General features: G+C 70.4%; 22 protein-coding genes. 15 read left to right on the top strand and 7 right to left on the bottom strand.

Features of this window, described 5'->3' with window-relative positions; all coding sequences use genetic code 11:
* The first annotated feature begins 33 nt into the window (after positions 1-33).
* Both Q7X29_RS18720 and car read left to right on the top strand, forming a co-directional pair.
* Complete coding sequence (locus tag Q7X29_RS18720) at positions 34-1560, top strand: carboxylesterase/lipase family protein (RefSeq protein ID WP_316574862.1); 1527 nt, start codon at positions 34-36, stop codon at positions 1558-1560.
* Positions 1557-5057: a carboxylic acid reductase gene (car, locus tag Q7X29_RS18715; RefSeq protein WP_316574861.1), complete on the top strand. Its 3501-nt coding sequence runs from the start codon at positions 1557-1559 to the stop codon at positions 5055-5057. Before Q7X29_RS18720 ends, car begins: the two co-directional genes overlap by 4 nt.
* A gap of 14 nt (positions 5058-5071) precedes the next feature.
* Here car and Q7X29_RS18710 read toward each other — a convergent pair whose 3' ends face one another.
* Positions 5072-6490, bottom strand: a complete 1419-nt coding sequence (locus tag Q7X29_RS18710; RefSeq protein ID WP_316574860.1) for an NAD(P)/FAD-dependent oxidoreductase — start codon at positions 6488-6490, stop codon at positions 5072-5074.
* 199 nt (positions 6491-6689) lie between these two features.
* Between Q7X29_RS18710 and Q7X29_RS18705 the strand changes: the two genes are divergently transcribed.
* Positions 6690-7328 (top strand): TetR/AcrR family transcriptional regulator, encoded by a 639-nt coding sequence (locus Q7X29_RS18705; RefSeq protein WP_218720326.1) that lies wholly within the window; start codon positions 6690-6692, stop codon positions 7326-7328.
* 13 nt (positions 7329-7341) lie between these two features.
* Here the strand turns inward: Q7X29_RS18705 and Q7X29_RS18700 are convergent, their stop codons facing one another.
* On the bottom strand, positions 7342-8265 hold the full coding sequence (locus Q7X29_RS18700; protein WP_316574859.1) for an oxygenase MpaB family protein: 924 nt from the start codon (positions 8263-8265) through the stop codon (positions 7342-7344).
* Positions 8266-8385: 120 nt separating this feature from the next.
* Here Q7X29_RS18700 and Q7X29_RS18695 point away from each other — a divergent pair, with 120 nt between their 5' ends.
* Positions 8386-9057: a TetR/AcrR family transcriptional regulator gene (locus Q7X29_RS18695; RefSeq protein ID WP_218720322.1), complete on the top strand. Its 672-nt coding sequence runs from the start codon at positions 8386-8388 to the stop codon at positions 9055-9057.
* A 2-nt stretch (positions 9058-9059) separates the two neighbouring features.
* Here the strand turns inward: Q7X29_RS18695 and Q7X29_RS18690 are convergent, their stop codons facing one another.
* Genes Q7X29_RS18690 through Q7X29_RS18680 form a run of 3 tightly spaced genes read right to left on the bottom strand, consistent with a single transcriptional unit; the run spans position 9060 to position 10877 of the window.
* Positions 9060-9668, bottom strand: coding sequence for a GDSL-type esterase/lipase family protein (locus Q7X29_RS18690; protein WP_316574858.1), 609 nt, complete (start codon positions 9666-9668; stop codon positions 9060-9062).
* Between the two features lie 44 nt (positions 9669-9712).
* The gene (locus Q7X29_RS18685; RefSeq protein ID WP_218720318.1) at positions 9713-10291 is read right to left on the bottom strand and encodes a VanZ family protein; all 579 of its coding nucleotides are present in this window, start codon (positions 10289-10291) and stop codon (positions 9713-9715) included.
* A 22-nt stretch (positions 10292-10313) separates the two neighbouring features.
* Positions 10314-10877: a TetR/AcrR family transcriptional regulator gene (locus tag Q7X29_RS18680; RefSeq protein WP_218720317.1), complete on the bottom strand. Its 564-nt coding sequence runs from the start codon at positions 10875-10877 to the stop codon at positions 10314-10316.
* A gap of 94 nt (positions 10878-10971) precedes the next feature.
* Here Q7X29_RS18680 and Q7X29_RS18675 point away from each other — a divergent pair, with 94 nt between their 5' ends.
* The 3 genes from Q7X29_RS18675 to Q7X29_RS18665 are packed head-to-tail and all read left to right on the top strand — an operon-like array spanning position 10972 to position 13197.
* Positions 10972-11442 carry a DUF4334 domain-containing protein gene (locus Q7X29_RS18675; protein ID WP_218720315.1) on the top strand — a complete coding sequence of 157 codons (471 nt, stop codon included), beginning with the start codon at positions 10972-10974 and terminating at the stop codon, positions 11440-11442.
* Positions 11442-12530, top strand: coding sequence for an NAD(P)-dependent alcohol dehydrogenase (locus tag Q7X29_RS18670; protein ID WP_218720313.1), 1089 nt, complete (start codon positions 11442-11444; stop codon positions 12528-12530). Before Q7X29_RS18675 ends, Q7X29_RS18670 begins: the two co-directional genes overlap by 1 nt.
* Before the next feature lie 28 nt (positions 12531-12558).
* Complete coding sequence (locus tag Q7X29_RS18665) at positions 12559-13197, top strand: TetR/AcrR family transcriptional regulator (RefSeq protein ID WP_218720312.1); 639 nt, start codon at positions 12559-12561, stop codon at positions 13195-13197.
* A gap of 13 nt (positions 13198-13210) precedes the next feature.
* Here the strand turns inward: Q7X29_RS18665 and Q7X29_RS18660 are convergent, their stop codons facing one another.
* Positions 13211-13870 (bottom strand): TetR/AcrR family transcriptional regulator, encoded by a 660-nt coding sequence (locus Q7X29_RS18660; protein ID WP_218720310.1) that lies wholly within the window; start codon positions 13868-13870, stop codon positions 13211-13213.
* Positions 13871-14012: 142 nt separating this feature from the next.
* Here Q7X29_RS18660 and Q7X29_RS18655 point away from each other — a divergent pair, with 142 nt between their 5' ends.
* The 5 genes from Q7X29_RS18655 (at position 14013) to Q7X29_RS18635 (ending at position 18875) form a co-directional block, all read left to right on the top strand.
* On the top strand, positions 14013-14813 hold the full coding sequence (locus tag Q7X29_RS18655) for an alpha/beta fold hydrolase (RefSeq protein WP_316574857.1): 801 nt from the start codon (positions 14013-14015) through the stop codon (positions 14811-14813).
* On the top strand, positions 14810-16258 hold the full coding sequence (locus Q7X29_RS18650; protein WP_218720307.1) for a flavin-containing monooxygenase: 1449 nt from the start codon (positions 14810-14812) through the stop codon (positions 16256-16258). The genes Q7X29_RS18655 and Q7X29_RS18650 overlap by 4 nt, the downstream gene beginning before the upstream one ends.
* Entirely contained in the window at positions 16255-17919 is a 1665-nt protein-coding gene (locus tag Q7X29_RS18645) for a GMC family oxidoreductase (protein ID WP_316574856.1), read from the top strand. Before Q7X29_RS18650 ends, Q7X29_RS18645 begins: the two co-directional genes overlap by 4 nt.
* A gap of 20 nt (positions 17920-17939) precedes the next feature.
* On the top strand, positions 17940-18473 hold the full coding sequence (locus Q7X29_RS18640; protein WP_218720555.1) for a DUF4334 domain-containing protein: 534 nt from the start codon (positions 17940-17942) through the stop codon (positions 18471-18473).
* A gap of 78 nt (positions 18474-18551) precedes the next feature.
* Entirely contained in the window at positions 18552-18875 is a 324-nt protein-coding gene (locus tag Q7X29_RS18635) for an NfeD family protein (protein ID WP_218720304.1), read from the top strand.
* 57 nt (positions 18876-18932) lie between these two features.
* Here the strand turns inward: Q7X29_RS18635 and Q7X29_RS18630 are convergent, their stop codons facing one another.
* Positions 18933-19577: a TetR/AcrR family transcriptional regulator gene (locus Q7X29_RS18630; RefSeq protein ID WP_316574855.1), complete on the bottom strand. Its 645-nt coding sequence runs from the start codon at positions 19575-19577 to the stop codon at positions 18933-18935.
* Between the two features lie 97 nt (positions 19578-19674).
* Here Q7X29_RS18630 and Q7X29_RS18625 point away from each other — a divergent pair, with 97 nt between their 5' ends.
* From Q7X29_RS18625 to Q7X29_RS18615, 3 genes are all read left to right on the top strand, one after another.
* Entirely contained in the window at positions 19675-20046 is a 372-nt protein-coding gene (locus Q7X29_RS18625; RefSeq protein ID WP_316574854.1) for a nitroreductase family deazaflavin-dependent oxidoreductase, read from the top strand.
* A gap of 94 nt (positions 20047-20140) precedes the next feature.
* Entirely contained in the window at positions 20141-21397 is a 1257-nt protein-coding gene (locus tag Q7X29_RS18620) for an MFS transporter (protein WP_218720300.1), read from the top strand.
* A 25-nt stretch (positions 21398-21422) separates the two neighbouring features.
* The gene (locus Q7X29_RS18615; RefSeq protein WP_316574853.1) at positions 21423-21605 is read left to right on the top strand and encodes a hypothetical protein; all 183 of its coding nucleotides are present in this window, start codon (positions 21423-21425) and stop codon (positions 21603-21605) included.
* The last annotated feature ends 22 nt before the right edge of the window (positions 21606-21627 follow it).

Raw genomic sequence — 21627 nt, 5'->3', positions numbered from 1 at the left:
GCGGTACCGCTGGTACCACGTACTGTGGGGCGCATGGTGTCCACAGAGATCGTGACCGCCGACGGAGTCGTGCGCGGTCGTGCGGGCCGTCGAGTTGTCAGCTGGCGAGCCCTTCCCTATGCGGCCGCGCCCGTCGGAGAACTACGGTTCCGCGCCCCCCAACCCGTGCAACCCTGGACGGGGGTGCGCTCGGCGACCGAGTACGGGTTCGCGGCCATGCAGCACCCCAACGGTGCTCGCACCGGGGCCCGCACGTGGCAGCCGACGGGGGAGGACTGTCTGACCCTGAATGTGACCGCCCCGCTGACGCCGTCGGAGAGTCCGCGGCCGGTGATGGTGTTCATCCACGGCGGCGGGTATGTGATCGGCGCGGCCAGCATGTACTCGGGTGCACGGTTGGCGGTGCGCGGCGATGTGGTCGTGGTGTCGGTGACATACCGGCTCGGCGCGATGGGCTATGTCGATTTCAGCGAGTTCTCCACGCCGGAAAGGCCTTTCGAGTCGAACCTGGGTCTGCGGGATCAGGTCGCCGCGCTCGACTGGGTGCGGCGCAATATCGCCGCGTTCGGTGGCGACCCCGGAAATGTGACCATCTTCGGGGAGTCGGCGGGTGCGCACGCGGTGATCTCGCTGCTGGCGACACCCGCCGCGGCGGGCTTGTTCCATCAGGCGATCGCGCAGAGCGCGCCGGCGGATTGGACATCCGAGCCTGCCGAAGCGCGCGAGTTCGCGCGCAGCTGCCTGGAACGGCTGGGCGCCGATCCCGCCGACGCGGCCTCGGTGCTGGCGACGGCGCCGGCGAGTGAGCTGTGCCGGGCGGCCGATCGCGCGCTGTACCGGACCCTGCGGGAACGTCCGGGCAGTTTTCCCTACAGCCCGGTGGTCGACGGGAAGTTCCTGCCGGAGGCGCCGATCGATGCGATCGCGGCGGGTCGTGCGCATCGCGTGCCGCTGATCATCGGCACCAATCGCGACGAGGCGACGTTGTTCCAGCGGTTCATGAAGTCGGTGCCGCACACGCCCGCCCAGCTCACGTCCACGTTCGGACGCTGCGCTCCAGGTGCGGAGCAGCGAGTGGTCCGCAGTTACCCCGGGTACCCGGCCGCGCGGACCGCGGTGCGGATCGGCGGTGACTTCATGTTCCTGCGACCGACCCTGGCCGTACTGGAAGGTCACAGCCGGTATGCGCCGACCTACGCCTACCGGTTCGACTACGCGCCCCGGGCGGTGCGCCTGGCCGGGTTCGGTGCGACGCACGCGCTGGATCTGGTGCCGGTGTTCGGCTGGGTCGACAGTCCGGTCGGCCGGGCGATGACGGCCGCGGGCGGTCGGCGGGCCTTTCTCGCGGTGCAGGATCATATGCAGGACAACTGGCTGACTTTCGCCCGGACCGGCGCGCCGCTGCCCGCGTGGTCGCCGTACACGGCCGAGCGCAGGGCGACCTGCATCATCGACCATCCGCCCCGGGTGCTGATCGATCCCGAGGCGGCGCGGCGGGAAGCCTGGCGCGACGTCCGGATCTCCGCGCTGGGTGGTCCGGTCGATCGGAACGGGGCATGACGGTCGAGCTGGACGCGGGCCGGCTGGCGGAGCGCATCCGGGCGCTCTACGCCGAGGACGAGCAGATCCGGGCGGCGACGCCGCTGGAGGATGTCCATGCGACGGTCACGACGCCGGGATTGCCACTGGCACACATCGTCTCGACGGTGATGACCGCGTACTCGGATCGGCCAGCCCTGGGTGTCCGTCGCACCGAACCGGTCGTCGACGGCGGCCGCGTGACGCGCCGTCTGCTGCCGGAATTCGAGCTGGTGACCTACGGCGTGGTGTGGGAGCGGGCTCGCGCGCTGGCCGCCGCGTGGCACGGCGCGGGTGTCGGGGCGGGGGATTTCGTCGCGACGCTCGGGTTCACCGGTGCCGACTACACGGTGCTGGATCTGGCGACGATCCATCTGGGTGGGGTCGCGGTGCCGTTGCAGTCGGGAGCCGGTCTGACGCAACTGCGTTCGATCCTGGACGAGACCGAGCCGCGGGTGTTCGCCGTCGACACCGCGCATCTGGCGGCGGCGGTCGAGACGGTGCTGGCGGGCACGGCGCCGGACTCGCTGCTGGTGTTCGATCATCACGCGGACGACGACGATCACCGCGACGCACTGGCCGCCGCCCGCGCCCGGCTGACCGCGGCGGGGTCGACGGTCGCGCTGCACACGATCGACGAGGCGATCGCCCGCGGTCGTCGCGCCGATCCCGCGCCGCTGACGGTGCCTGCCCCGGGCGAGGATCCGCTGGCGATGTTGATCTATACCTCGGGCAGCACGGGCACGCCGAAGGGCGCGATGTACACCCATCGCCTGGTGGCGGCGGGCTGGCAGCCTGCCCGTCCGGTGGCGGTGCTGAATGTGAACTTCCTGCCGATGAGCCATATCGCGGCGCGGTTGACCTTGACCGGTGTGCTCGCGCGCGGCGGGACCGCGTATTTCGCGGCGGCGCCGGATATGTCGACGCTGTTCGAGGACATCGCGCTGGTGCGGCCGACGGAGATCTTCCTGGTGCCGCGAGTGTGCGACATGATTCTGCAGCGTTTTCGGCAGGAGGTGGATCGGCGGTCGGGGCCGGGCGTCGACGCGGGGGCGCTGGCCGAGGAGGTGCGCACCGAACTGCGGGAACAGTTCCTGGGTGGCCGGTTGATGACGGTGCTGTGTGGGAGCGCGCCGATCGCGCCGGATCTGCGGGAGTTCGTGGAGTCGGTGTTGCGGTTGCGGTTGCACGACGGCTACGGGTCGACCGAGACCGGGGGCGGTGTCATCTTCGATACGAAGGTGATGCGCCCGCCGGTGCTGGACTACAAGCTGGTCGATGTGCCGGAGCTCGGCTATTTCGCTACCGACAAGCCGTATCCGCGGGGTGAGCTGCTGCTCAAGACGACCACGATGATCTCGGGCTACTACCGGCGCCCTGATGTCACCGCGGAGGTGTTCGACGAGGACGGTTTCTGCCGCACCGGTGATGTGGTCGCCGAGCTGGCGCCGGACCGGCTGGCGTATGTGGATCGCCGCAACAATGTGCTGAAGCTGTCGCAGGGCGAGTTCGTGACGGTGTCGCGGCTGGAGGCGGTGTTCGCGGGGGCGGATCTGGTGCGTCAGATCTTCGTGTACGGCAGTAGCGAGCGGGCGTATCTGCTCGCGGTGGTGGTGCCGACGGAGGCGGCCCTGGCCGGGTCCGCCGGGGACGTGCGGGCGGCGGTGAGTGCGTCGTTGCATCGGGTGGCGGTGGCGGCCGAACTAGAGCCGTACGAGATCCCGCGCGACTTCCTGATCGAGACCGAGCCGTTCTCGATCGCCGACGGCCTGCTGTCGGGGGTCGGGAAGTTGTTGCGGCCCAAGCTGAAGCAGCGGTACGGGGAGCGGCTGGAAGCGCTGTACGACGATGTCGCGCGCGACCAGGAGGCGCAGTTGCGGCGGTTGCGCCGGGACGCGCCCGGTCTGCCGGTGTTCGACACGGTGGCCGGGGCGGCGCGGGCGGTGCTGGGGTGCTCGGCCGCGCAGTTGCGGCCCGAGGCGCGGTTCGGTGATCTGGGTGGGGATTCGCTGGCGGCGCTGTCGTATTCGACGTTGCTGCGGGAACTGCTCGAGGTCGAGGTGCCGGTGAACGTGTTGCTCGGGCCGGACAGTGATCTGGCCCGGATCGCGGAGTATGTCGGTCGGGAGCGTGCGCTCGGTGCCCGCAGGATCGATGCCGAGACGGTGCACGGTGCCGGGGCGACCGAGATCCGGGCGTCCGATCTGAGGTTGGCGGAGTTCCTGGACGCGGCGACGCTGGAGCGGGCCCCGCAGCTGCCGCCCGCCGCGGTCTCGCCGTCTACGGTCCTGATCACCGGCGCGAACGGCTACCTGGGCCGGTTTCTCCTGCTGACCTGGCTGGAACGGCTGGCCCCGCGGGGTGGCCGGGTGATCTGTGTGGTGCGCGGTGGTGACGCGGCCGCCGCTCGCGCGCGCCTGGACGCCGCGTTCGACACCGATCCGGTGCTGCGCGAGCATTTCCGCGCGCTCGCCGACGACGCGCTCGAGGTGCTGGCGGGGGATATCGGTGAACCGAATCTCGGTCTGTCCGCCTCGACGTGGCAGCGTCTGGCCGAGGAGACGGAGCTGATCGTGCACTCGGCGGCGCTGGTGAATCATGTACTGCCGTATGGGCAGTTGTTCGGCCCGAATGTGGTCGGTACGGCGGAGGTGATCCGGCTGGCGTTGACGGCGACCCGGAAGCCGGTGAGTTATCTGTCGACCGTGGCGGTGGCGGCGCAGGGGGAGTCCTTCGCCGAGGGCGGTGATGTGCGGGTGATGAGTCCGGTCCGGCGGCTGGACTCGAGCTATGCCAATGGGTACGGCAACAGCAAGTGGGCGGGTGAGGTGTTGTTGCGGGAGGCGTCGGATCGGTTCGGGCTGCCGGTGGCGGTGTTCCGGTCGGACATGATTCTGGCGCACAGCACCTATCGCGGTCAGCTCAATGTGCCCGACGTGTTCACCCGGCTGCTGTTGAGCGTGCTGGTGACCGGTCTCGCGCCGGTGTCGTTCTATCTGACCGACGCTCAGGGGCGGCGGCAGCGCGCGCACTACGACGGGCTGCCCGCCGATTTCGTCGCGGCGGCGGTCACTGCGCTGGGTGCGGGGGCGGTCGCGGGGTATCGGACCTACGACGTCGTCAATCCGCACGACGACGGCATCTCGCTCGACAGTTTCGTCGATTGGCTGATCGAGGCGGGGCATCGGATCGATCGGATCGAGGACTACGCGGACTGGTTCGCGCGCTTCGAGACCGCGCTGCGCGCGTTGCCGGAGGGGCAGCGCAAGCACACGTTGTTGCCGTTGTTGCAGGCGCACCGTCGTCCTGGGCGCCCGCTGCCCGGGTCGGCGCTGCCCGCGGACGGGTTCCGGGCGGCGGTGCGCGGGGCGGGGATCGGCACCGAGCGGGATATCCCGCATCTGGGTCGCGCGCTGATCGGCAAGTACGTCAGTGATCTGGTCGGCCTCGATCTGCTGGATGGGCCGGGGGAGGAGTAGCCGGCGGCCCGTGGTCAGTCGGGGCGGGACTCGCCGTGGGCCGCCGTCAGCAACGGTGTGCTGGGAGCCGGGGGCGGTGTCGACCGGGAGGGGGTGCCGCGCAGCGTGGTTCGGGTGATCAGGGCGTTGCGTGCGGCCACCCGGATCTCGCGGGCGAGGTCGGCGAGGACGGCCGGTATGTTGCGCTGATGGCGCAGCGCGCCGGCGACCAGCCGCAGCGCCAGGACGGGAGTGTGCAGGTCCGCCGGTGGCCGGGTGCGGGAGAAGATGCCGGTGGTGATCCGGGCCAGTTCGGGGTCGTCGGTGGCGCGGCGGTAGAGCTCGGTCTCCAAGGGGCGCATGGCTTCTCCGCGCGCCAGCCGGTTGGTCCAGTGGAAGATGGCGCGGCATTCGATGATGCGGCGGCGTTCCCAGTCGCGGAGGGCGCGGTCGAGGGTGGCGGGGTTGTCGAGGGTGGCGGCGACGGTTTCGGCGAGTAGTCGGCCGTAGTGCAGGGCGTCGCGGATGCCCTGGGCGGTCACCGGGTCTTTGAAGTGCCCGGCGTCGCCGGGCAGTGCCCAGCCGGGGCCGGTGGATCGGCGGAAGTAGGAGGAGATGCCGGTGGCGGTGCGTACGCGTCCGACGCGGTGGCAGCCCTGGAGCCGGGCCGCGAGGGCGGGAATGCGTTCGACGGCTTCGGTGTAGCGGCGTTCGGCTTCGCCGGGGCCGGAGCGTTCGCGGGTGGCGGGTGGTTGGACCAGGCTCAGGATCAGGCCGTCGTCGCAGGGGAAGGCGGTGCCGAGATCGGCGCCGGCGCGCCATTGCGCGGCGGTGTCTCGCGGGGTGTCGTCGGTGTCGCGCCAGTAGGCGTAGTAGCAGTCGCGTCCGCTGGGGACGGTGAGGAACGGGTCGTCGGCGCCGACGGCGCGGGCGATGGTGCTGTGTCTGCCGTCGGCGCCGACGACCAGGGCGGCGCGGATCTCGACGACGGCGCCGGAGCGGTCGGTGTATCGGACGCCGGCGCAGCGATTGTCGGCCCAGATCACCGAGGTGACCCGGCAGCGCTGGCGGACGTCGGCGCCCGCGGCGACGGCGGCGCGGACGAGGACGCCGTCGAGGCCGGTGCGGCGCACGCACATGGCGTAGTCGATACCGTCGACGGTGGGGAAGGTGGAGGTGATGCCGTATCCGGCGCCTTCGGCGTAGGCCTGGGTCAGTCGCGGGGCGCCGAGTGCCTCGACTTCGGTGAGTACGCCCAGTCGCTGGAGCTCGGCCAGCCCGGCGGGCCAGAGCAGGTGGGTGGACAGGGTGTCCGAGGGCAGGGCGGCGGAATCCAGGACGACGACTCTGCGGCCGGCTCGCGCCAACGTCACTGCGGTCGCCGAGCCGGCGCAGCGCGCGCCGACGATGACGACGTCGGCCGACTCGGCCGAGGTGACGGGGGAATCGAGCATGGGTACCGCCTCGGTCATCGAGTCTCGGACAGTGTGTCCGAGACGATGATCCGGTCGGCGGCGACCACTGTCAACAGCACACGGACGCAACGGATTCGCGCCCGCTCGCCCGTTGCCGATCCCTGGGCGGAGTGGAGGAGCACAATGGGCGCATGGTCGACGCATGTGCGCTCGCGGCCGAGCAGTCGAGGAGCCGCCGATGCCCTCGCTGACCCGTGTTCCGCGATCGGCCCGCAAACCGTCCGACGATCGGCGGACCGAGTTCGAGCCGCGGGTGTTACGCGCGGTGGAGGATCTGCTGGCCGACGGCACGCCGTTCACCGAGCTGGCCGTGCAGCGGATCGCCGCGGCGTCCGGGTCGGCCAGATCGACGTTCTACCGGTATTTTCCGGACAAGAGCAGGCTGTTGGTCCGGCTGGGCGAGTTGGCGACCGCCGATTTGTTCGCGGCGGCGGAGCGGTGGTGGAGTGCCGAGCACACCGATCGGCAGGCCGGTGTGGTGGTGGCAGCCGCGGCGATGATCGACGGTGTCCGCGCGCACCGCTATCTGCTGTTGGCTTTGAGCGAGGTCGCCGCCTACGACCGCGAGGTGGGTGCGTTCTGGCGGGCGCGGGTCGCCGCGTTCACTGAGCTGGTGGCGGCGCGTCTGGCGGCGGATCGTGCGGCGGGCCGGGTCAGCGCGCGGCTGGATCCGCGGGCCACCGCGTTGATCTTGACCTCGATGGTCGAGCGCACGATGGCCGTGGCCTGCTCCGGTGACATCGGGGTCGATGACGGGGAGCTGGCCACGGCGCTCGGGCGCGCCATCTGGTTGGTGGTCTACGGCGACGCGCCGTGAGCGGTGGTGTCGGTCAGCGGAGTGCGGCGTCGGGAGCGAAGGAGGTGAGTCCGACGTCGCGGTACTTGGTGACGAGTTTCTGGTACTTGCGCCGGTTGCGGGCCATGGGGGAGTCGGTCACCGAGGCGGGCAGGCGGTCGAACGCGATCCGCAGGGCTTTGGTGATCGCCTGGAATTCGCGCTCGTGGCGGCGGGTCCAGGGGTAGGGCATGCGGGCGCGGACGTCGGGATGCATGATGCCGCAGCCGAGCACCATCAGGAGGTGGCCGAGCGCGGGCGAGCTCAACCGCCACAGCGGGCCGGTGGCCGCGGGCAGGAAGTACGGGCGCGGGGCGTGGCGGACCGAGGCGACGGCGGCGTCGAGGGCGGGCGTGGACCGGAGTTCGGTAACTGCCATGTGCGTGTAGTGGGTGACGAGTTCGGTGTAGTCCTCGATCGGTCGCGACTTGCCGGGCAGGTGCAGGCCGAGGGTCTTGTGCCGGTAGTGGTCCCAGATGGCCTGGTTCTCGGCGAGGGTCGGTTCGGTGCCGGTGAGGGCGATGTAGGCGCCGCGCTGGACGAAGAAGGTGGAGTAGAGGATCCAGTTCCATGATTGGGGGTTGAGCGCGGAGTACCGTTCCCCGTCCGGTCCGATCCCCTTGACGTCGCGGTGCAGGACCATCAGGCGCTGTGCTTCGGTCTCGCGGTCGGTGTCCTCGCCGTGGTAGATCAGCTGGTCGGCGGCCGCGGTGCGGACCGCGCGCGCCCAGGGCTGGTTGCGGGACCGTCCGGTGGCTTCGAGTGCGGCGGAGACGGGCGGCAGCATCGGCTGGTCGAACAGGCCGACGCCGAACAGGCTGAACAGGACCGAGCCGCCTACCCGCTCGAAGCGGGCGACAGCGTCGGAGACCTGCTCGGGCGTTGCCGTGGTCGCGAGGTGGGGCACGGGGCAGGACATCGGGGGAACTCCTTTGTTCCGGTGTCGTGGACCACCGGCCCGGGCGACACTTAGGGCGCTATTCTGGTGTCGCGCGACTCCAGAAACTCGTGTGGTGTCAGAGTGCACCAGAATGGTGGGATGGTCAAGAGCATGGGTGAGGATTCCGCGAACACGGCCGCGCCGCGTGCCTACGCGGGGGTGGCAGCCGACGAGCGTCGGTCCCGCCGCCGCGCCGCCCTGTTCGAGGCGGCGCTGGATCTGCTCGCCGAGGGTGGCGCGCCCGCGGTCACCAAGCGCGCGGTGTGTACCAGGGCCCGCCTGAACGACCGCTACTTCTACGAGCAGTTCGCCGATCGCGACGCTCTGTTGTCGGCGTTGGTCGACGACCTCACGACCGAGGGCATCGCCGTCGTGGTCACCGCCACCCACACTGCCGGCCCCGACCTCGACAGTCAGGTCCACGCCGCCGCCGACGCCGCGCTGGGCTTCCTGGTCGCCGACCCGCGCCGCCACGCCCTGCTGCTGACCGCGCACAGCACCGAGGCGCTGCAGGCCGCGCGCCTGTCCACCCAGCACTCGATCGCCCGCGCCATGGCGGCGGTCGGCCGCGAGCTCGTCCCGGAGTCGGCCGACGACGAACTCGACTCCGACATGGCCGCCTACGCGGTGGTCAGTGGCGCGCTCGAGCTGGTCGCGGCGTGGATGCGCGGCGAATTCGACACCACCCAGGCACATCTCACCGACGTCATCGCCCGCCAGCTACTGCAGATCAGATTCGCCGGCAGCCCCCGCACGACCCCCGCCGGCTGACGTCAGCGGCGTGGCACGGCGATCCACTCGCGCCAGCCGCCGTCGAGCACGAGGTCGGCCAGCCGGCGATAGCCGCCGCTGCCCGGATGCGCACCGTCGCCTGCCAGCACCTCCGCGCGCCAGACCGGGTCCTCGGCCACGGCCGCGGTGATGTCGATGAACGGCACGTCGCGCGCGTGGCAGAGGGCGGACATCTGTTCGGCCAGCGTGGTGACGCGGCGCAGATGCGGTTCGCCCGCTTCGATCACCGGCGGCGGACCCACGACCAGCGGTGCGATCCCGCGCCGGCGGGCACCGTCGAGGATCGTGGCGAGATTGTCCAGGCTGCGAGCCGGATCGACTCGGACCGCGCCGTTCTCCTCGATCGCGTCGTTGGCGCCGAAGGACAGCACCAGTCGCTGGTCGGCCCCGCTCATCCCGCGCGGTTCGATCTCGGTCCAGCAGCGGCGCAGCACATCCTCGGAAGTGTTGCGCCGGATTCCGAGATTGAACGCGGTCGTGCCGACGCCGGTGGCCGCGAGGACGCGCCCCACCCAGCCGCGGTACTCGGGGTCACCGATCCCCTGGACGAAGGAATCGCCGAAAAAGAAGATACGAAGATCTGCGCTCACCGGGACGACAGTACGAGCGCGTGTGGGCGCCGCGCGCGACGGCCTCAGCTCGCCCAGCCGAGCCGGACCAACACCCGGTCACTGCGCGACGCCCCGGATTCCCGGCGCGCGACGTGGACGGCCGCCGACCACGCGCCGAGTCCGGCGCCGACGGCGTTGAGCAGGACGTCGTCGACCGAGGTCACCCGCCCCAGATCGAGGATGTACTGCAGGATCTCCAGCGCGGTCGAGACGACCGCGCCGACCGCTGTCATTCGCGCGACGCCCGACATTCGCGGAAACCGCAGCGGGAGCAGGAAACCCAGCGGCAGGAACACCATCAGATTGGCGCCCACCTGGACGAACGCGGTGCCCGGCGCCGCGCCGAGCGTGTCGAGGAGGTCCCGCAGCGGCATCAAGCTCACCGCCCGTGTTCCGGTGGCGGGCGTGAGGATCATCCACACCCACGGCAGCGTCGCGCCGACGATGCCGACTTCGGCGATCGACCGCCGCAGCGCGAGGCGACGCGGCAGCCCCGCGTGGAGCCGACGAGTGACGAGCAGCGCGGTAGCGGCCGTTAACACCGGCACCGCCACCGTCCAGGCGATCAGGACATGCCCCCACGACGTCCACACGCTCCCCATCGGCCCCACGATAGTGGCGCTGTCAGGGGGCGACGATGCGGGCGGCGGCGAAGACGGTCGCGGCGCGGCGGGTCGAGAGTTGCTCGATGTCGCCCCGCTCGGCGGCGAAGCGGGCCTGCATCGCGTTGGTGCGGGTCAGGTCGGAGAGCATGCGCAGCAGGATCACCGGCGGCACGGCGTCGGTGAGCAGGCCCTCGCGCTGACCGCGGCGCAGTTCGGCGAGTTTGGCGTCGATGGTGCGGCGCAGCAGCGGGCCGATGTGGGCGCCTTCGGGTTCCAGGTCCGACCAGGCCTGCAGACGCGCGTTGTCGGGGTGGGCGACGAAGTGGTCGAACAGGCGGCCGACGTAGGCGGGCACGTCGTCGGCGCTGAGCGCGGTCTCCTCGGCCGTTTCGGTGGTCCAGCGCTCGGTGACGGCCGCGTAGAGCTCGTTCTTGCCGGGAAAGTAGGCGTAGAGGCGGTCCTTGCTGGCGTGGGCGGCGTCGGCGATGCGGTTGATCCGGGCGCCCGCGATGCCGAATTCGGCGAACTCCGCCTTCGCGGCAGCGAGTATTCGCTCTCTGGTTGCCTCGCCTGCCGCACGCATGGCCGGAAGCCTACCCCCCTTGCCGAACCATCTGGTTCGGAACTATGGTCCGTTCGGAACCAGATGGTTCTGGAATCGGCGAGACGAGGACACCATGGGCGCGGACAAGCCACGCTGGCAGCAACTCCGGGAGCAGACCGAGGGCGTCTCCACCGCCGAACTGGACGCGCTGTGGACCCGGCTACGCCCGGCCCGCACCGACGACATCCTCGGTGAGTGGCGCGGCGATGCCTTCCAGACCGGCCACCCGCTGTGCCGGGCGCTGCCCGCGAGCCGCTGGTACGGCAAGACCTTCCTCGCGGTCGACGACGCCAAGCCGCTGATCTGTCGCGCCGAGGACGGCACCCTGTTCTCCGATGTCGAACTGGGACAGGGCGAGGCGACCCTGTGGAACATCGAGTTCCGCGGCGAGGTGACCGCGACGATGGTCTACGACGGCCGCGCGGTGTTCGACCATTTCAAGTGGCTCGACGAGAACACACTGATGGGCATCATGAACGGTCGGGCGGAACTGGTGCTGTCCCGTGGCGAACACTTCTACTTCCTGCTGGAACGGGTGTCCTGATGCGCACCACGGCGGTCCTGTCGCGAGACCCGGCCGCGGCGTTCTCGGTCGAGGACATCGAGGTCGACGAGCCGCGCGCCGGGGAGATCCTGGTGCGCGTCACCGCGGCGGGCATCTGTCACACCGACCTGGTGACTCGGCGCGCGGGCGCGGCGGATCGGCCGATCCTGCTCGGGCACGAGGGCGCCGGTGTCGTGGCCGCGGTCGGGCCCGAGGTGGCGACGGTGCGGCCCGGCGACCATGTCGTGCTGACCTTCCGGCACTGCGGTCGGTGCTCGGCCTGCGTGGACGGGCGCCCGGCCTACTGTCAGCGTTCGGTCGCGCTCAACCAGTTCGGTCGCCGCGCGCACGACGCGCCACGGGTGCTGCTCGACGGTGCCCCGGTGCTGGACGGATTCTTCGGCCAGTCGAGTTTCGCCGGATACGCCCTGACCACCGAGGACAACACGATCGTCGTCGACCCGGCGCTGGATCTGGCTGTGGCCGCGCCGTTCGGCTGTGGTTTCCAGACGGGGGCCGGCGCGGTCCTGAACGTGCTGCGGCCCACCGCGGGTGCCTGGCTGGCGGTGTACGGTGCCGGCGCGGTCGGGATGGCGGCGTTGCTCGCGGCGCGCACGGTCGCGGGCGTGCGGGTGGTCGTCGTGGAAACCTCGGCGGCGCGGCGGGAATCGGCGCTCGCGCTCGGTGCCGAGGCCGCGCTGGATCCGGCCGAGGGGCCGACGGTGCCGCGACTGCGCGAACTCACCGGCGGCGGCGTTACCCACGCGATCGACACCACCGGTGTGCCCGCGGTGCTCGGTGACGCGGTCGCCGCGCTGACCACCGGGGCGACCGTGGTGGCCGTCGGGCTCGGCGCGGGGACGCCGCCGGTAGATGTCAGCGATATCGTGTTGCGCGGCAAGACGATTCGCGGGTGCCTCGAGGGCGACAGCGTGCCGTCGACGTTCCTGCCGCATCTGCTCTCGCTGTACGCCGAGGGCCGGTTCCCGGTGGACCGGCTCATCGGCCGCTACCCGCACACCGAGATCGACACCGCGCTCGCCGACCAGCGGGCCGGGCGCGTGGTCAAACCGGTGCTGACATGGTGAACGACGAACCCGGCGAACGGTCCCGCACATGACGATCCTGCACAGCGACATCCTCGGCACCGAAGACGAGGACACCCCGCCGAATTCGACGACCGTCGCCGCCCGCGCCGAACGGCTGCTCGCGGCGTTGAACGCGGCCCGCGAGGTCTTCGTCGCACACGGCTATCACGGCGCGAGCATGGATCAGATCGGCCTGCGGGCGGGCATGAGCAAGCCCGTGCTGTACACGCTGTACGCGAACAAGCTCGATCTGTATCTGGCGGTGCTGCAGCATCATCTGGATCGGATGGTCGGCGGGATCCGCAGCGCGCTGGCCGGGGCGACCGGGCAGGAAGACAAGGTCCGGCGCGCGGTGCTGGCCTATTTCGACTTCGTCGACGAGGACCCGGACGGGCATGTGCTGATCTTCGAGTCGCCGGTGCCCAGCGAGCCGAGTGTGCGGTGGCGGGCCCGGCACGCCTTCGGTGAGTGCGCGGTACTGGTGAGTGCGGAGTTGCGTGCGGCCGGGATGGACGACGCGCGGGCCTTCACCTGCGCGTTCGGTGTGGTCGGCGCCAGTCATCTGGCGGCGCGGCAGTGGCTGGACACGGGCAAGCCGATTCCCAAGCGGGACGCGGTGGAGACGACGGTCGCGCTGTGCTGGAACGGGCTGGCCGGAATCGGCTGACCCGATTGCGGTCTCAGTCGGTGACGGCGGGCAGGGGACTGCCGTCGAGGAGTTCGTCGCTGGGTAGCCGGCCGATGAGCACGGCCAAGGCGCGTTTCCAGCGGCGCACGACCGCCTCGCGTTCGCCGAGGGTGCCGGTGAGCATGGCCGTCATCGACAGGCCGGTCAGCAGATCGATGGTGAATTCGACGAGGATCTCCGCGCGGGGGTCCGCGGCGTACGGTTCGCCGACGACCTCGAGGTAGAGCCTGCGCATCTCGGTGAAGACGCGGCGCTCCTCGTGCACGAGACGTTCGCGGAGCTCGGCGTCGGTGCGGGCGGCGACCCACAGGTCCAGCGCGGTGAAGAAGGCGGGGCTGTTCAGGTCGCGCCAGGCCAGGTCGACGACCGATTGCAGCCGATCGCGTCCGGGTGGCAGGAGTTCGGCTTCGCGCTGGAACTGCTCGAGCCGCAGATCCACGACGCGGGTGGTGGCCGCGATGAGCAGTTCGGCGCGGGTGGGGAAGTGGTGCTGCACGGTGCCGCGGGCCAGTCCGGCGCGTTCCTGGACGGCGCTGACGGTGGTCGCGGCGTAGCCGCGTTCGAGCAGGCATTGCGCCGTGCAGTCGAGGATCAGGGCCCTGGTCGAGGCCCGGCGTTCGGCCTGGGTGCGGCGCGGTTGTTGCAGGGTCACCCGACAAATCGTACGCGCTGACGGTAAGTATGAGCGAACGCCGGGCGAATCTTCCCCCGATTGCCTATTGACGCAGCGCCAGTGACCTGGTGCAATCGAGAAACCGTACGCAGTAACTGTTTCTTCTGAGCGAAGGGCTGCGATGACGCAGATCTCTCATATTCGCCGGGGCACCGGCTCGCCGATCGTGCTGGTGCACGGTCTCGGCAGCCGCTGGCAGATCTTCGCGCCGGTGATCGATCTCCTGGCCGAGCGGCACGAGGTGATCGCGCTCGACCTGCCGGGATTCGGTGCGTCGCCGGAACTGCCCGGTGTGCTGCCCGGCCCGCGCGGGTACGCCGACTGGCTGGCGCGGTGGCTCGGTGACAACGACATCCGGCACCCGCACGTCGTCGGCAGCTCCATGGGCGGCGGCATCGCCCTCGAGCTGGGCCGCACCGGGGTCGCCGCCGCCGTCACCGCGTTCTCCCCGGTCGGCTTCTACGGCGGCCCCGGCCTGCGCTGGGTCCAGGGATCGCTGACCGCCATGCGCGCGGTCGCCCGCGTCGCCGGTCCGGCCCTGGACAAGGCGGTCGAGTACCGCGCCGGGCGGGCGGCGCTGCTGGCGGTGATGTTCGGGCAGCCGACCCAGGTGAGGCCCGACGCCGCGCGAATCGACCTGGCCGGGCTGGCGGGCGCGACCGCCTTCGGCGCCGCCCGCGACGATTTCGCCACCTATGTCCTGGACACCGGTGACGACCCCGGCGCGCTGACCACGATCCCGGTGACGATCGCCTGGGGCACCCGCGATGTCGTGCTCACCCACCGCACCCAGAGCGCCCGCGCGCGAGCGGTACTGCCGTTCGCCCGCCACACCGACCTGCCCGGCTGCGGCCACCTGCCGTTCAGCGACGCCCCTGAGCTGTGTGTTCGGACCATCCTCGACAACCGGAGTGCTCCATGAAACCTTCGATCGCGGTCATCGGCAGCGGATTCGGTGGCCTGGCCGCCGTGATCGCGTTGAAGAAACGGGGCTTCGACGACATCATCGTCTTCGAGAAGGCCGACGACGTCGGCGGCGTGTGGCGCGAGAACACCTACCCCGGCGCGGCCTGCGATGTGCCCTCGCCGTTCTACTCGTATTCCTTCGAGCCGAATCCGCGGTGGCCGCACCGCTTCTCGCGGCAACCGGCGATTCTGGACTACATCCGTGACGTCGCCGACAAGTACGACGTGCGCCGCCACATCCGCTTCGGCACCGAGGTCACCGGGGCCGAGTTCGACGACGCGACGGGTCGGTGGACCGTGCGCCTGGACTCGGGCGAACAGGTCCGGGTCGATGTCGTCGTGCCCGCGGTCGGCCAGCTCTCACGTCCCGCGCTGCCCGCCATCGAGGGCCGGGAAAGCTTCGCGGGCACCACTTTCCACTCCGCGGAGTGGAACCACGACATCGATCTGACGGGCAAGCGCGTCGCGGTGATCGGCACGGGGGCCAGTGCGGTCCAGTTCGTGCCCGAGATCCAGCCGCGCGTGGCGAAGCTGACCCTGTTCCAGCGCACCGCGCCCTACATCGTCCCGCGCCCGGACCGTGAATTCGGTTCCCTGCACCACCGGGTGTTCGAGAAGTTGCCGGTGACCGAGCTGGCCGAGCGCGGCACCTGGTACAGCGTGGTCGAAGGGCTCAGCCTGGCCTGGGTCTACGCCAAGCCGCTGGCCGCCGCCATCCGGGCGATCTCCAAGTGGCACATGCGCAGGCAGACCGCGGCCAAACCGGGCCTGTTCGAGCAGGTGTGGCCCGACTATCCCATCGGCTGCAAGCGGATGCTGTTCTCCGACAACTACCTGCCCGCGCTGACCCAGCCGAATGTCGAGGTGAGCACCGACAAGATCACCGGGATCACCCCGACCGGGGTGTGCACCGCCGACGGCCGCGAACACGAGGTCGACGTCATCATCTGGGGGACCGGGTTCAAGTCGACCGAGTTCCTCGCGCCGATGTCGATCACCGGCGCGGGCGGGCTCGCGCTCGACCAGGAATGGCGCACCGGCGCGCACGCCTACTACGGCATGACGGTGCCGCGGTTCCCGAACCTGTTCATCATGTACGGGCCCAACACCAATACCGGTGGTGGCTCGATCATCTACTTCCTCGAGACCCAGGCCGAGTACCTCGGTGACTACGTGGCCCATCTGGCCGCCACCGGCAAACCGCTGACCGTGCGGCCCGAGGTCGAACAGGCCTACGACACGCGTATCCAGGCTCAGCTCACCGACAGCGTGTGGAGCCGGTGCTCGTCGTGGTATCGGCAGGCCGACGGCCGCATCACCACGAACTGGCCGCTGCTCGGCATCCAATACAAGAAGCAGGCGCGATTCGACGCCGCCGACTACGAGGTGATCTCCGCATGACTGACTACGACTACGACGTGATCGTCGTCGGCTCCGGATTCGGTGGCAGCGTGACCGCGCTGCGCCTGACCGAGAAGGGCTACCGGGTCGGTGTTCTCGAATCCGGCAGGCGCTGGAACGCCGAGGACTACCCGAAGACGAACTGGAACATTCCCAAGGCCATCTGGGCGCCGCGGCTGGGTCTGACCGGACCGCAGCGCATCAGCGTGCTCGGCAAATGCCTGGTGTTCAGCGGCTCCGGCGTCGGCGGTGGCTCGCTGATCTACGGCAACACCCTCTACGAGCCGCTGCCGGAGTTCTACCAGGACCGCGCGTGGTCGCACATCACCGACTGGAAGAGCGAACTCGCGCCCTACTACGACCAGGCCAAGCGGATGCTGGGTGTCGTGGAGAATCCGCGGATCGGCCCGAAGGACGAAGTGCTGCTGCAGGTCGCGCGCGGCATGAACGTCGCCGACACCTTCCATCGCACCCAGGTCGGGGTGTTCTTCAACGAGGGCGAGGAAGGCGTCGAGGTCGACGACCCCTACTTCGGCGGCGCCGGTCCGCGGCGGGCGGGCTGCATCCACTGTTCGGACTGCTTCACCGGCTGCAAGCACAACGCGAAGAACACCACCACGGTCAACTACCTGCATCTGGCGGAAAGCCGGGGCGCGCAGGTGCATCCGCTGACCACGGTGACCTCGGTGGCGCCCGACGGTGCCGGCGGCTACCGGGTCGAGACCGTCGCCTCGAACGGGTGGCTGCGCAAGCAGCGGCGCACGTTCACCGCCCAGCAGGTGGTGTTCGCGGCCGCGGCGCTGGGCACCCAGAAGCTGCTGCACAAGCTGCGCGCCGACGGCACGCTGCCCCAGCTCTCGCCCCGGGTCGGGGAGCTGACGCGCAGCAACTCCGAGGCGATCATCGGCGTCACCAGCAAGTCCCGCAAGGACTTCTCCCAGGGCGTGGCCATCACCTCCTCCATCCACCCGGAGCCGCAGACCCACGTCGAGGTGTGCACCTACGGCACCGGGCAGAACGCGCTGTTCCTGCAGACGGTGCCGATGGTCGACGGTGGCGCGTTCCGGTTCCTGCGCCTGCTGCTGACGATCCTGCTGCACCCGATCCAGTTCCTGCGGTCGCAGAACGCGCACGGCGCCTCGAACCGGTCGGTGATCCTGCTGGTCATGCAGTCGCTGGACAACTCGCTGACCTCGTATCTCAAGGGACGCAGGCTGGTCACCAAACAGGGCAGCGGCGAACCGAATCCCGAGTGGATTCCGCTCGCGCACGAGATCGCCCGCAAGTACGCCGACGAATGCGACGGTGTCAGCGGCAATATCGCCACCGACATCTTCAACATTCCCGCCACCGCGCACTACATCGGCGGCTGCACGATCGGTGACTCGAGCGATACCGGCGTGATCGACCCCTACCAGCGGATCTACGGCTACCCCGGCCTGCACATCGCCGACGGCAGCGCGATCACCGCGAACCTCGGGGTCAACCCGTCGCTGACCATCACCGCGCAGGCCGAACGCGCGATGGCGTACTGGCCCAACAAGGGCGAGGCCGATCCGCGCCCGGCCCTGGGTGCCGCCTATCAGCGGGTCGCGCCCGTCGCCCCCGCCCATCCCGTCGTGCCCGCCTCGGCGCCGGGTGCGCTGCGGTTGCCCGCATGAGCCGTTCCGGAGAGGACTCCATGACCGCCACCGATCACCTCGCCGCGCTCGGCTCCGCCTGCGACAGGGCGGACGCGCTGGCCCTGTTCGACAGCCTCCCGGCTGTCTCGCCTGCCGAGCTGACCGGCCGATGGCACGGGCGCGAGCTGGCCACCGGGCACGGGCTCGACGGGTTGCTCGAGGCCTCGGGCTGGTACGGCAAGCAGTTCGACGGCCTCGACAGTGTGCACCCGCTGCTGTTCTGCGATCCCGCGGGCGAGATCTTCGCCGTCGACCCGAAGAAGGTGCCGCTGGGGGTGGCCGACAAGGTGCCGCACTCGCTGGTGCGGCGCGGCCGCGGACTGCTCGGAGTGCTGAAGCCGGTCTTGCGCACTCGTCGGTACCGGGCCAGGTTGCGTTCGGTGCAACATCGCGGGGTCGTGACGGCGGCGATGGTCTACGACCACCTGGCGATCATCGACGTGTTCCGCCGGGTCGACGAGGACACCGTGTTCGGTCTGATGGACTTCCGTGACCTCCCCGATCCCTATTTCTTCGTTCTCGGTCGGGACTGACGCACAACTCCGCTGGTAGTTCGGCGCGATCAGGGGTAGGCATGGGATACGGGACGCTCGTCGAAAGGACGGCAGGCCATGGCTACACACCCCGATCCGTGGGCTTCGCACCGCGATCCGCACGTACACAGGTTCCCTGATACCGAACGCACCTTCCGCTCCCACGCGGGGGAGTCCATCCAGGACTCCCTCAACTGGCCCGGTTTGTTCCTCATCGGTGTCGGCATCGTCTTTCTCGCCGCGACCTTGACGGCCGCGGGTTCCGGCTTCGCCGGGTGGGCAGTGATCGCAGGGCTGATCTGCGGTGTGTGCCTGCTGTCGGGAGTGGCGATCGTGCTGGCCGAACATCGCCGGATCAAGGTCGGCGAGGGACTGCACCTGACCGATCCCGCCGGTCACTGAGTGCGGCGGTAGTCCACGTCCGGGCGGGTGCCCACCCGCCCGGTGATGGTCGTCGTGTCAGGCGCGGCGTAGTTCGAGCGCGTCCAGGATCAGATCGAGCCCATAGGCGAACTCGGCGGTGTGGTCGTAGCCCGGGCGCAGGGCGTGCTCGACGATCAGTTCGGTGAGATACGGCAAGTCCTCGGCGGGCAGGGTCGCGAGGATGTCGGTGGCGACCTCGGCGACCTCACCGGGCGTCCTCACGGGCAGGTTCGCTTCCTGTAGGACGTAGCCGCCGACGTAGCTGTCGATGAGTGAGATGGCGTGCGCCGCCATGGGCAGGCTGAATCCGGCGGTGCGCAGCACCCCGAGGACGGCGTCGTGGTGGCGCAGCGTCGCCGGGCCGGGGTGGCGACGGGAGTCCATGAGTCCCAGTGCCCAGGTGTGCTGGGACAGGACCCGGTGCGCGGAGGCCGCGCGGGCACGGATCGCCTCGCGCCAGTCGTCGCGGTCGGTGGGGGGTAGGTCGATGGCGGCGAACACCGTGTCGACCACGCCGTCGAGGATCGCGTCCTTGTTCGGCACGTGGTGATACAGCGACATCGCCTCCACCCCGAGTTCCTGGGCCACCCGCCGCATCGTGATCGCTTCGGCGCCGGCGCGGTCCGCGACGCGGATGGCGGCGTCGAGGACGCGTTCGCGGCTGAGGGGTGGTCGGGTCACGGCAGCTCCTGGGCTCGGAAGTGTTGACAAGCTTACAGACGTAAGACAGCCTTACATATGTAAGTCCATCCGGGATGGTCGCAGGGAGGAGAACCCGATGCCGATGCCGCGGTGGTGGGGTCAGATCAACAAGCGCGTGTTCAATCCGCGCGCGATCGAGGGCGGGAAATGGCCGGTGCTCATCCATGTCGGCCGACGGTCGGGGACGACGTATTGCACGCCCCTGGACGCCTATCCCGTCGACGGGGGCTATGTGTTCGTCCTCGTCTACGGCGCGCGCTGCGACTGGGCGCGCAACGTGCTGGCCGCGGGCCGGGCCCGACTGCGGGTCGACGGGCGGGAGCTGGAACTGACCGCACCGGTCGTCGTGGGCGAGGACGAGGCATTCCGGGCGCTGCCCGAGAATGTGGCGCGGCCGCCGAAGCTGCTGCGCATCACCGAGTTCCTGCGGATGGATCTGGTGGCCTGATTCGCGCACGCCGAGTGAAACGCTGGACACGAGCCGATCGTGCGCGAAGGAAACGATTGGACGGACGTCCACCTTTGCCGCACTGTTGACGACCATGAGCGAACATCCCGCCCAGCGGCGCACTCTCGCCGTGCTCGTGGCGGCCCAGATCTTCAGCGGAGCGGGACTCGCCGCGGGTATCACGGTCGGCGCGCTGCTGGCGCAGGACATGCTCGGGTCGACCGGATTGGCCGGACTGCCCAGCGCCATGTTCACCGTCGGGTCGGCGGCCGCCGCGGTCGGTGTCGGCCGGATCTCGCAGCGCGCCGGGCGCCGGGCCGGTCTCACCGTCGGCTACCTGGTCGGAGCGCTGGGCAGTTTCGGTGTCGTCGCCGCGGCGGTCACCGGGAGTCTCGGGCTGTTGTTCGCCTCGCTGATCGTCTACGGCGCCGGTACCGCGACCAGCTTGCAGGCCAGGTACGCGGGCGCCGACCTCGCCACACCCGCGCATCGGGCCCGCGCGATCAGCACGGTGCTGGTCGCGACGACGGTGGGCGCCGTGGTCGGGCCGAATCTGTTGCATCCCATGGCGAGTCTGGCCACCGCCTGGGGAATCCCGCCGCTGTCGGGGCCGTTCGTACTCTCCGGTGCGGCCTATCTGCTCGCCGGTCTGGTGCTGTGGGTGCTGCTGCGGCCGGATCCGCTCGTGCTGGCCCGCGAACTCGTCCGCACCGACGAACCCACGGCGGCGGCCGAGCTCGCCGCAGGCAAGACCTGGTCGGCGCCGATCGTGGCGGGCGCGACCGTGATGGTGGTGACCCAGCTGGTGATGGCGGCGGTGATGACCATGACCCCGATCCACATGCAGCACCACGGCCACGGTGTCGGTGCGGCGGGCGTGGTGATCGCGGTGCACGTGGCGGGAATGTATCTGCCCTCGCTGCTGTCGGGTCTGCTCGTCGACCGGATCGGCGCGGGGCTGGTCGCCGTCGCCGCCGCGGGGACCCTGGTCGCGGCCGGTCTGGCCGCGGCGCTGGCCCCGCCGAGTTCGGTCCTCGCGCTGGCCGCCGCCCTCGGCCTGCTGGGGCTCGGCTGGAACCTCGGGCTGGTCGCGGGCACCACGATGATCGCCGACGCCACCCCCGTCGCGACCCGTGCCCGCACGCAGGGCACCGTCGACGTCGGGATCGCCGTCGCCGGGGCGGGCGGCGGACTGGGCTCGGGACTGATCGTCGCGGCGGCCGACTACCCCGGCCTGGCCCTGCTCGGTGCGGCGATCGCCCTGCTCATCGTCCCGGCGCTGGCCTGGAGCAGCCGCAGGCCCCGCGCCGACGCGCAGGCGCCGGCGCTCGACGCCCGCGTCGACGGGTGAGCGGTGATCATGCGATGATCGCCGGATGACCGGCCCGGCCAGCACCACCCGCATCCTCGGCCTCCTCGGTGGCGTCGCTGTGATCCTGCTGCTCACCAACTGGAGCCCGATGCGTGCGGTCGCCTACGCCGTCATCTGGTCGCTGGCGGCGGTGGTCCTGGTGGTGCGCGAGCGTCGACGGCCCGCTGCCGGCTCCACCTCGGAGTAGCCGGGCACAGGCGGCAATCGTG

The organism is Nocardia canadensis, assembly GCF_032656385.1.
GTDB classification, from domain to species: Bacteria; Actinomycetota; Actinomycetes; order Mycobacteriales; family Mycobacteriaceae; genus Nocardia; species Nocardia canadensis.
This window is presented reverse-complemented; position numbering and strand designations above follow the sequence as displayed.

What these genes read in the sequence shown, in the direction of transcription:
- Q7X29_RS18620 (WP_218720300.1), top strand. Translation starts at nt 20,141, where the DNA reads ATGAGCGAACATCCCGCCCAGCGGCGCACTCTCGCCGTGCTCGTGGCG.
- Q7X29_RS18640 (WP_218720555.1), top strand. Translation starts at nt 17,940, where the DNA reads ATGACCGCCACCGATCACCTCGCCGCGCTCGGCTCCGCCTGCGACAGG.
- Q7X29_RS18625 (WP_316574854.1), top strand. Translation starts at nt 19,675, where the DNA reads ATGCCGATGCCGCGGTGGTGGGGTCAGATCAACAAGCGCGTGTTCAAT.
- Q7X29_RS18650 (WP_218720307.1), top strand. Translation starts at nt 14,810, where the DNA reads ATGAAACCTTCGATCGCGGTCATCGGCAGCGGATTCGGTGGCCTGGCC.
- Q7X29_RS18675 (WP_218720315.1), top strand. Translation starts at nt 10,972, where the DNA reads ATGGGCGCGGACAAGCCACGCTGGCAGCAACTCCGGGAGCAGACCGAG.
- Q7X29_RS18700 (WP_316574859.1), bottom strand. Translation starts at nt 8,265, where the DNA reads ATGTCCTGCCCCGTGCCCCACCTCGCGACCACGGCAACGCCCGAGCAG.
- Q7X29_RS18645 (WP_316574856.1), top strand. Translation starts at nt 16,255, where the DNA reads ATGACTGACTACGACTACGACGTGATCGTCGTCGGCTCCGGATTCGGT.
- Q7X29_RS18705 (WP_218720326.1), top strand. Translation starts at nt 6,690, where the DNA reads ATGCCCTCGCTGACCCGTGTTCCGCGATCGGCCCGCAAACCGTCCGAC.
- Q7X29_RS18720 (WP_316574862.1), top strand. Translation starts at nt 34, where the DNA reads ATGGTGTCCACAGAGATCGTGACCGCCGACGGAGTCGTGCGCGGTCGT.
- car (WP_316574861.1), top strand. Translation starts at nt 1,557, where the DNA reads ATGACGGTCGAGCTGGACGCGGGCCGGCTGGCGGAGCGCATCCGGGCG.
- Q7X29_RS18655 (WP_316574857.1), top strand. Translation starts at nt 14,013, where the DNA reads ATGACGCAGATCTCTCATATTCGCCGGGGCACCGGCTCGCCGATCGTG.
- Q7X29_RS18680 (WP_218720317.1), bottom strand. Translation starts at nt 10,877, where the DNA reads ATGCGTGCGGCAGGCGAGGCAACCAGAGAGCGAATACTCGCTGCCGCG.
- Q7X29_RS18685 (WP_218720318.1), bottom strand. Translation starts at nt 10,291, where the DNA reads ATGGGGAGCGTGTGGACGTCGTGGGGGCATGTCCTGATCGCCTGGACG.
- Q7X29_RS18695 (WP_218720322.1), top strand. Translation starts at nt 8,386, where the DNA reads ATGGTCAAGAGCATGGGTGAGGATTCCGCGAACACGGCCGCGCCGCGT.
- Q7X29_RS18670 (WP_218720313.1), top strand. Translation starts at nt 11,442, where the DNA reads ATGCGCACCACGGCGGTCCTGTCGCGAGACCCGGCCGCGGCGTTCTCG.
- Q7X29_RS18665 (WP_218720312.1), top strand. Translation starts at nt 12,559, where the DNA reads ATGACGATCCTGCACAGCGACATCCTCGGCACCGAAGACGAGGACACC.
- Q7X29_RS18710 (WP_316574860.1), bottom strand. Translation starts at nt 6,490, where the DNA reads ATGCTCGATTCCCCCGTCACCTCGGCCGAGTCGGCCGACGTCGTCATC.
- Q7X29_RS18635 (WP_218720304.1), top strand. Translation starts at nt 18,552, where the DNA reads ATGGCTACACACCCCGATCCGTGGGCTTCGCACCGCGATCCGCACGTA.
- Q7X29_RS18615 (WP_316574853.1), top strand. Translation starts at nt 21,423, where the DNA reads ATGACCGGCCCGGCCAGCACCACCCGCATCCTCGGCCTCCTCGGTGGC.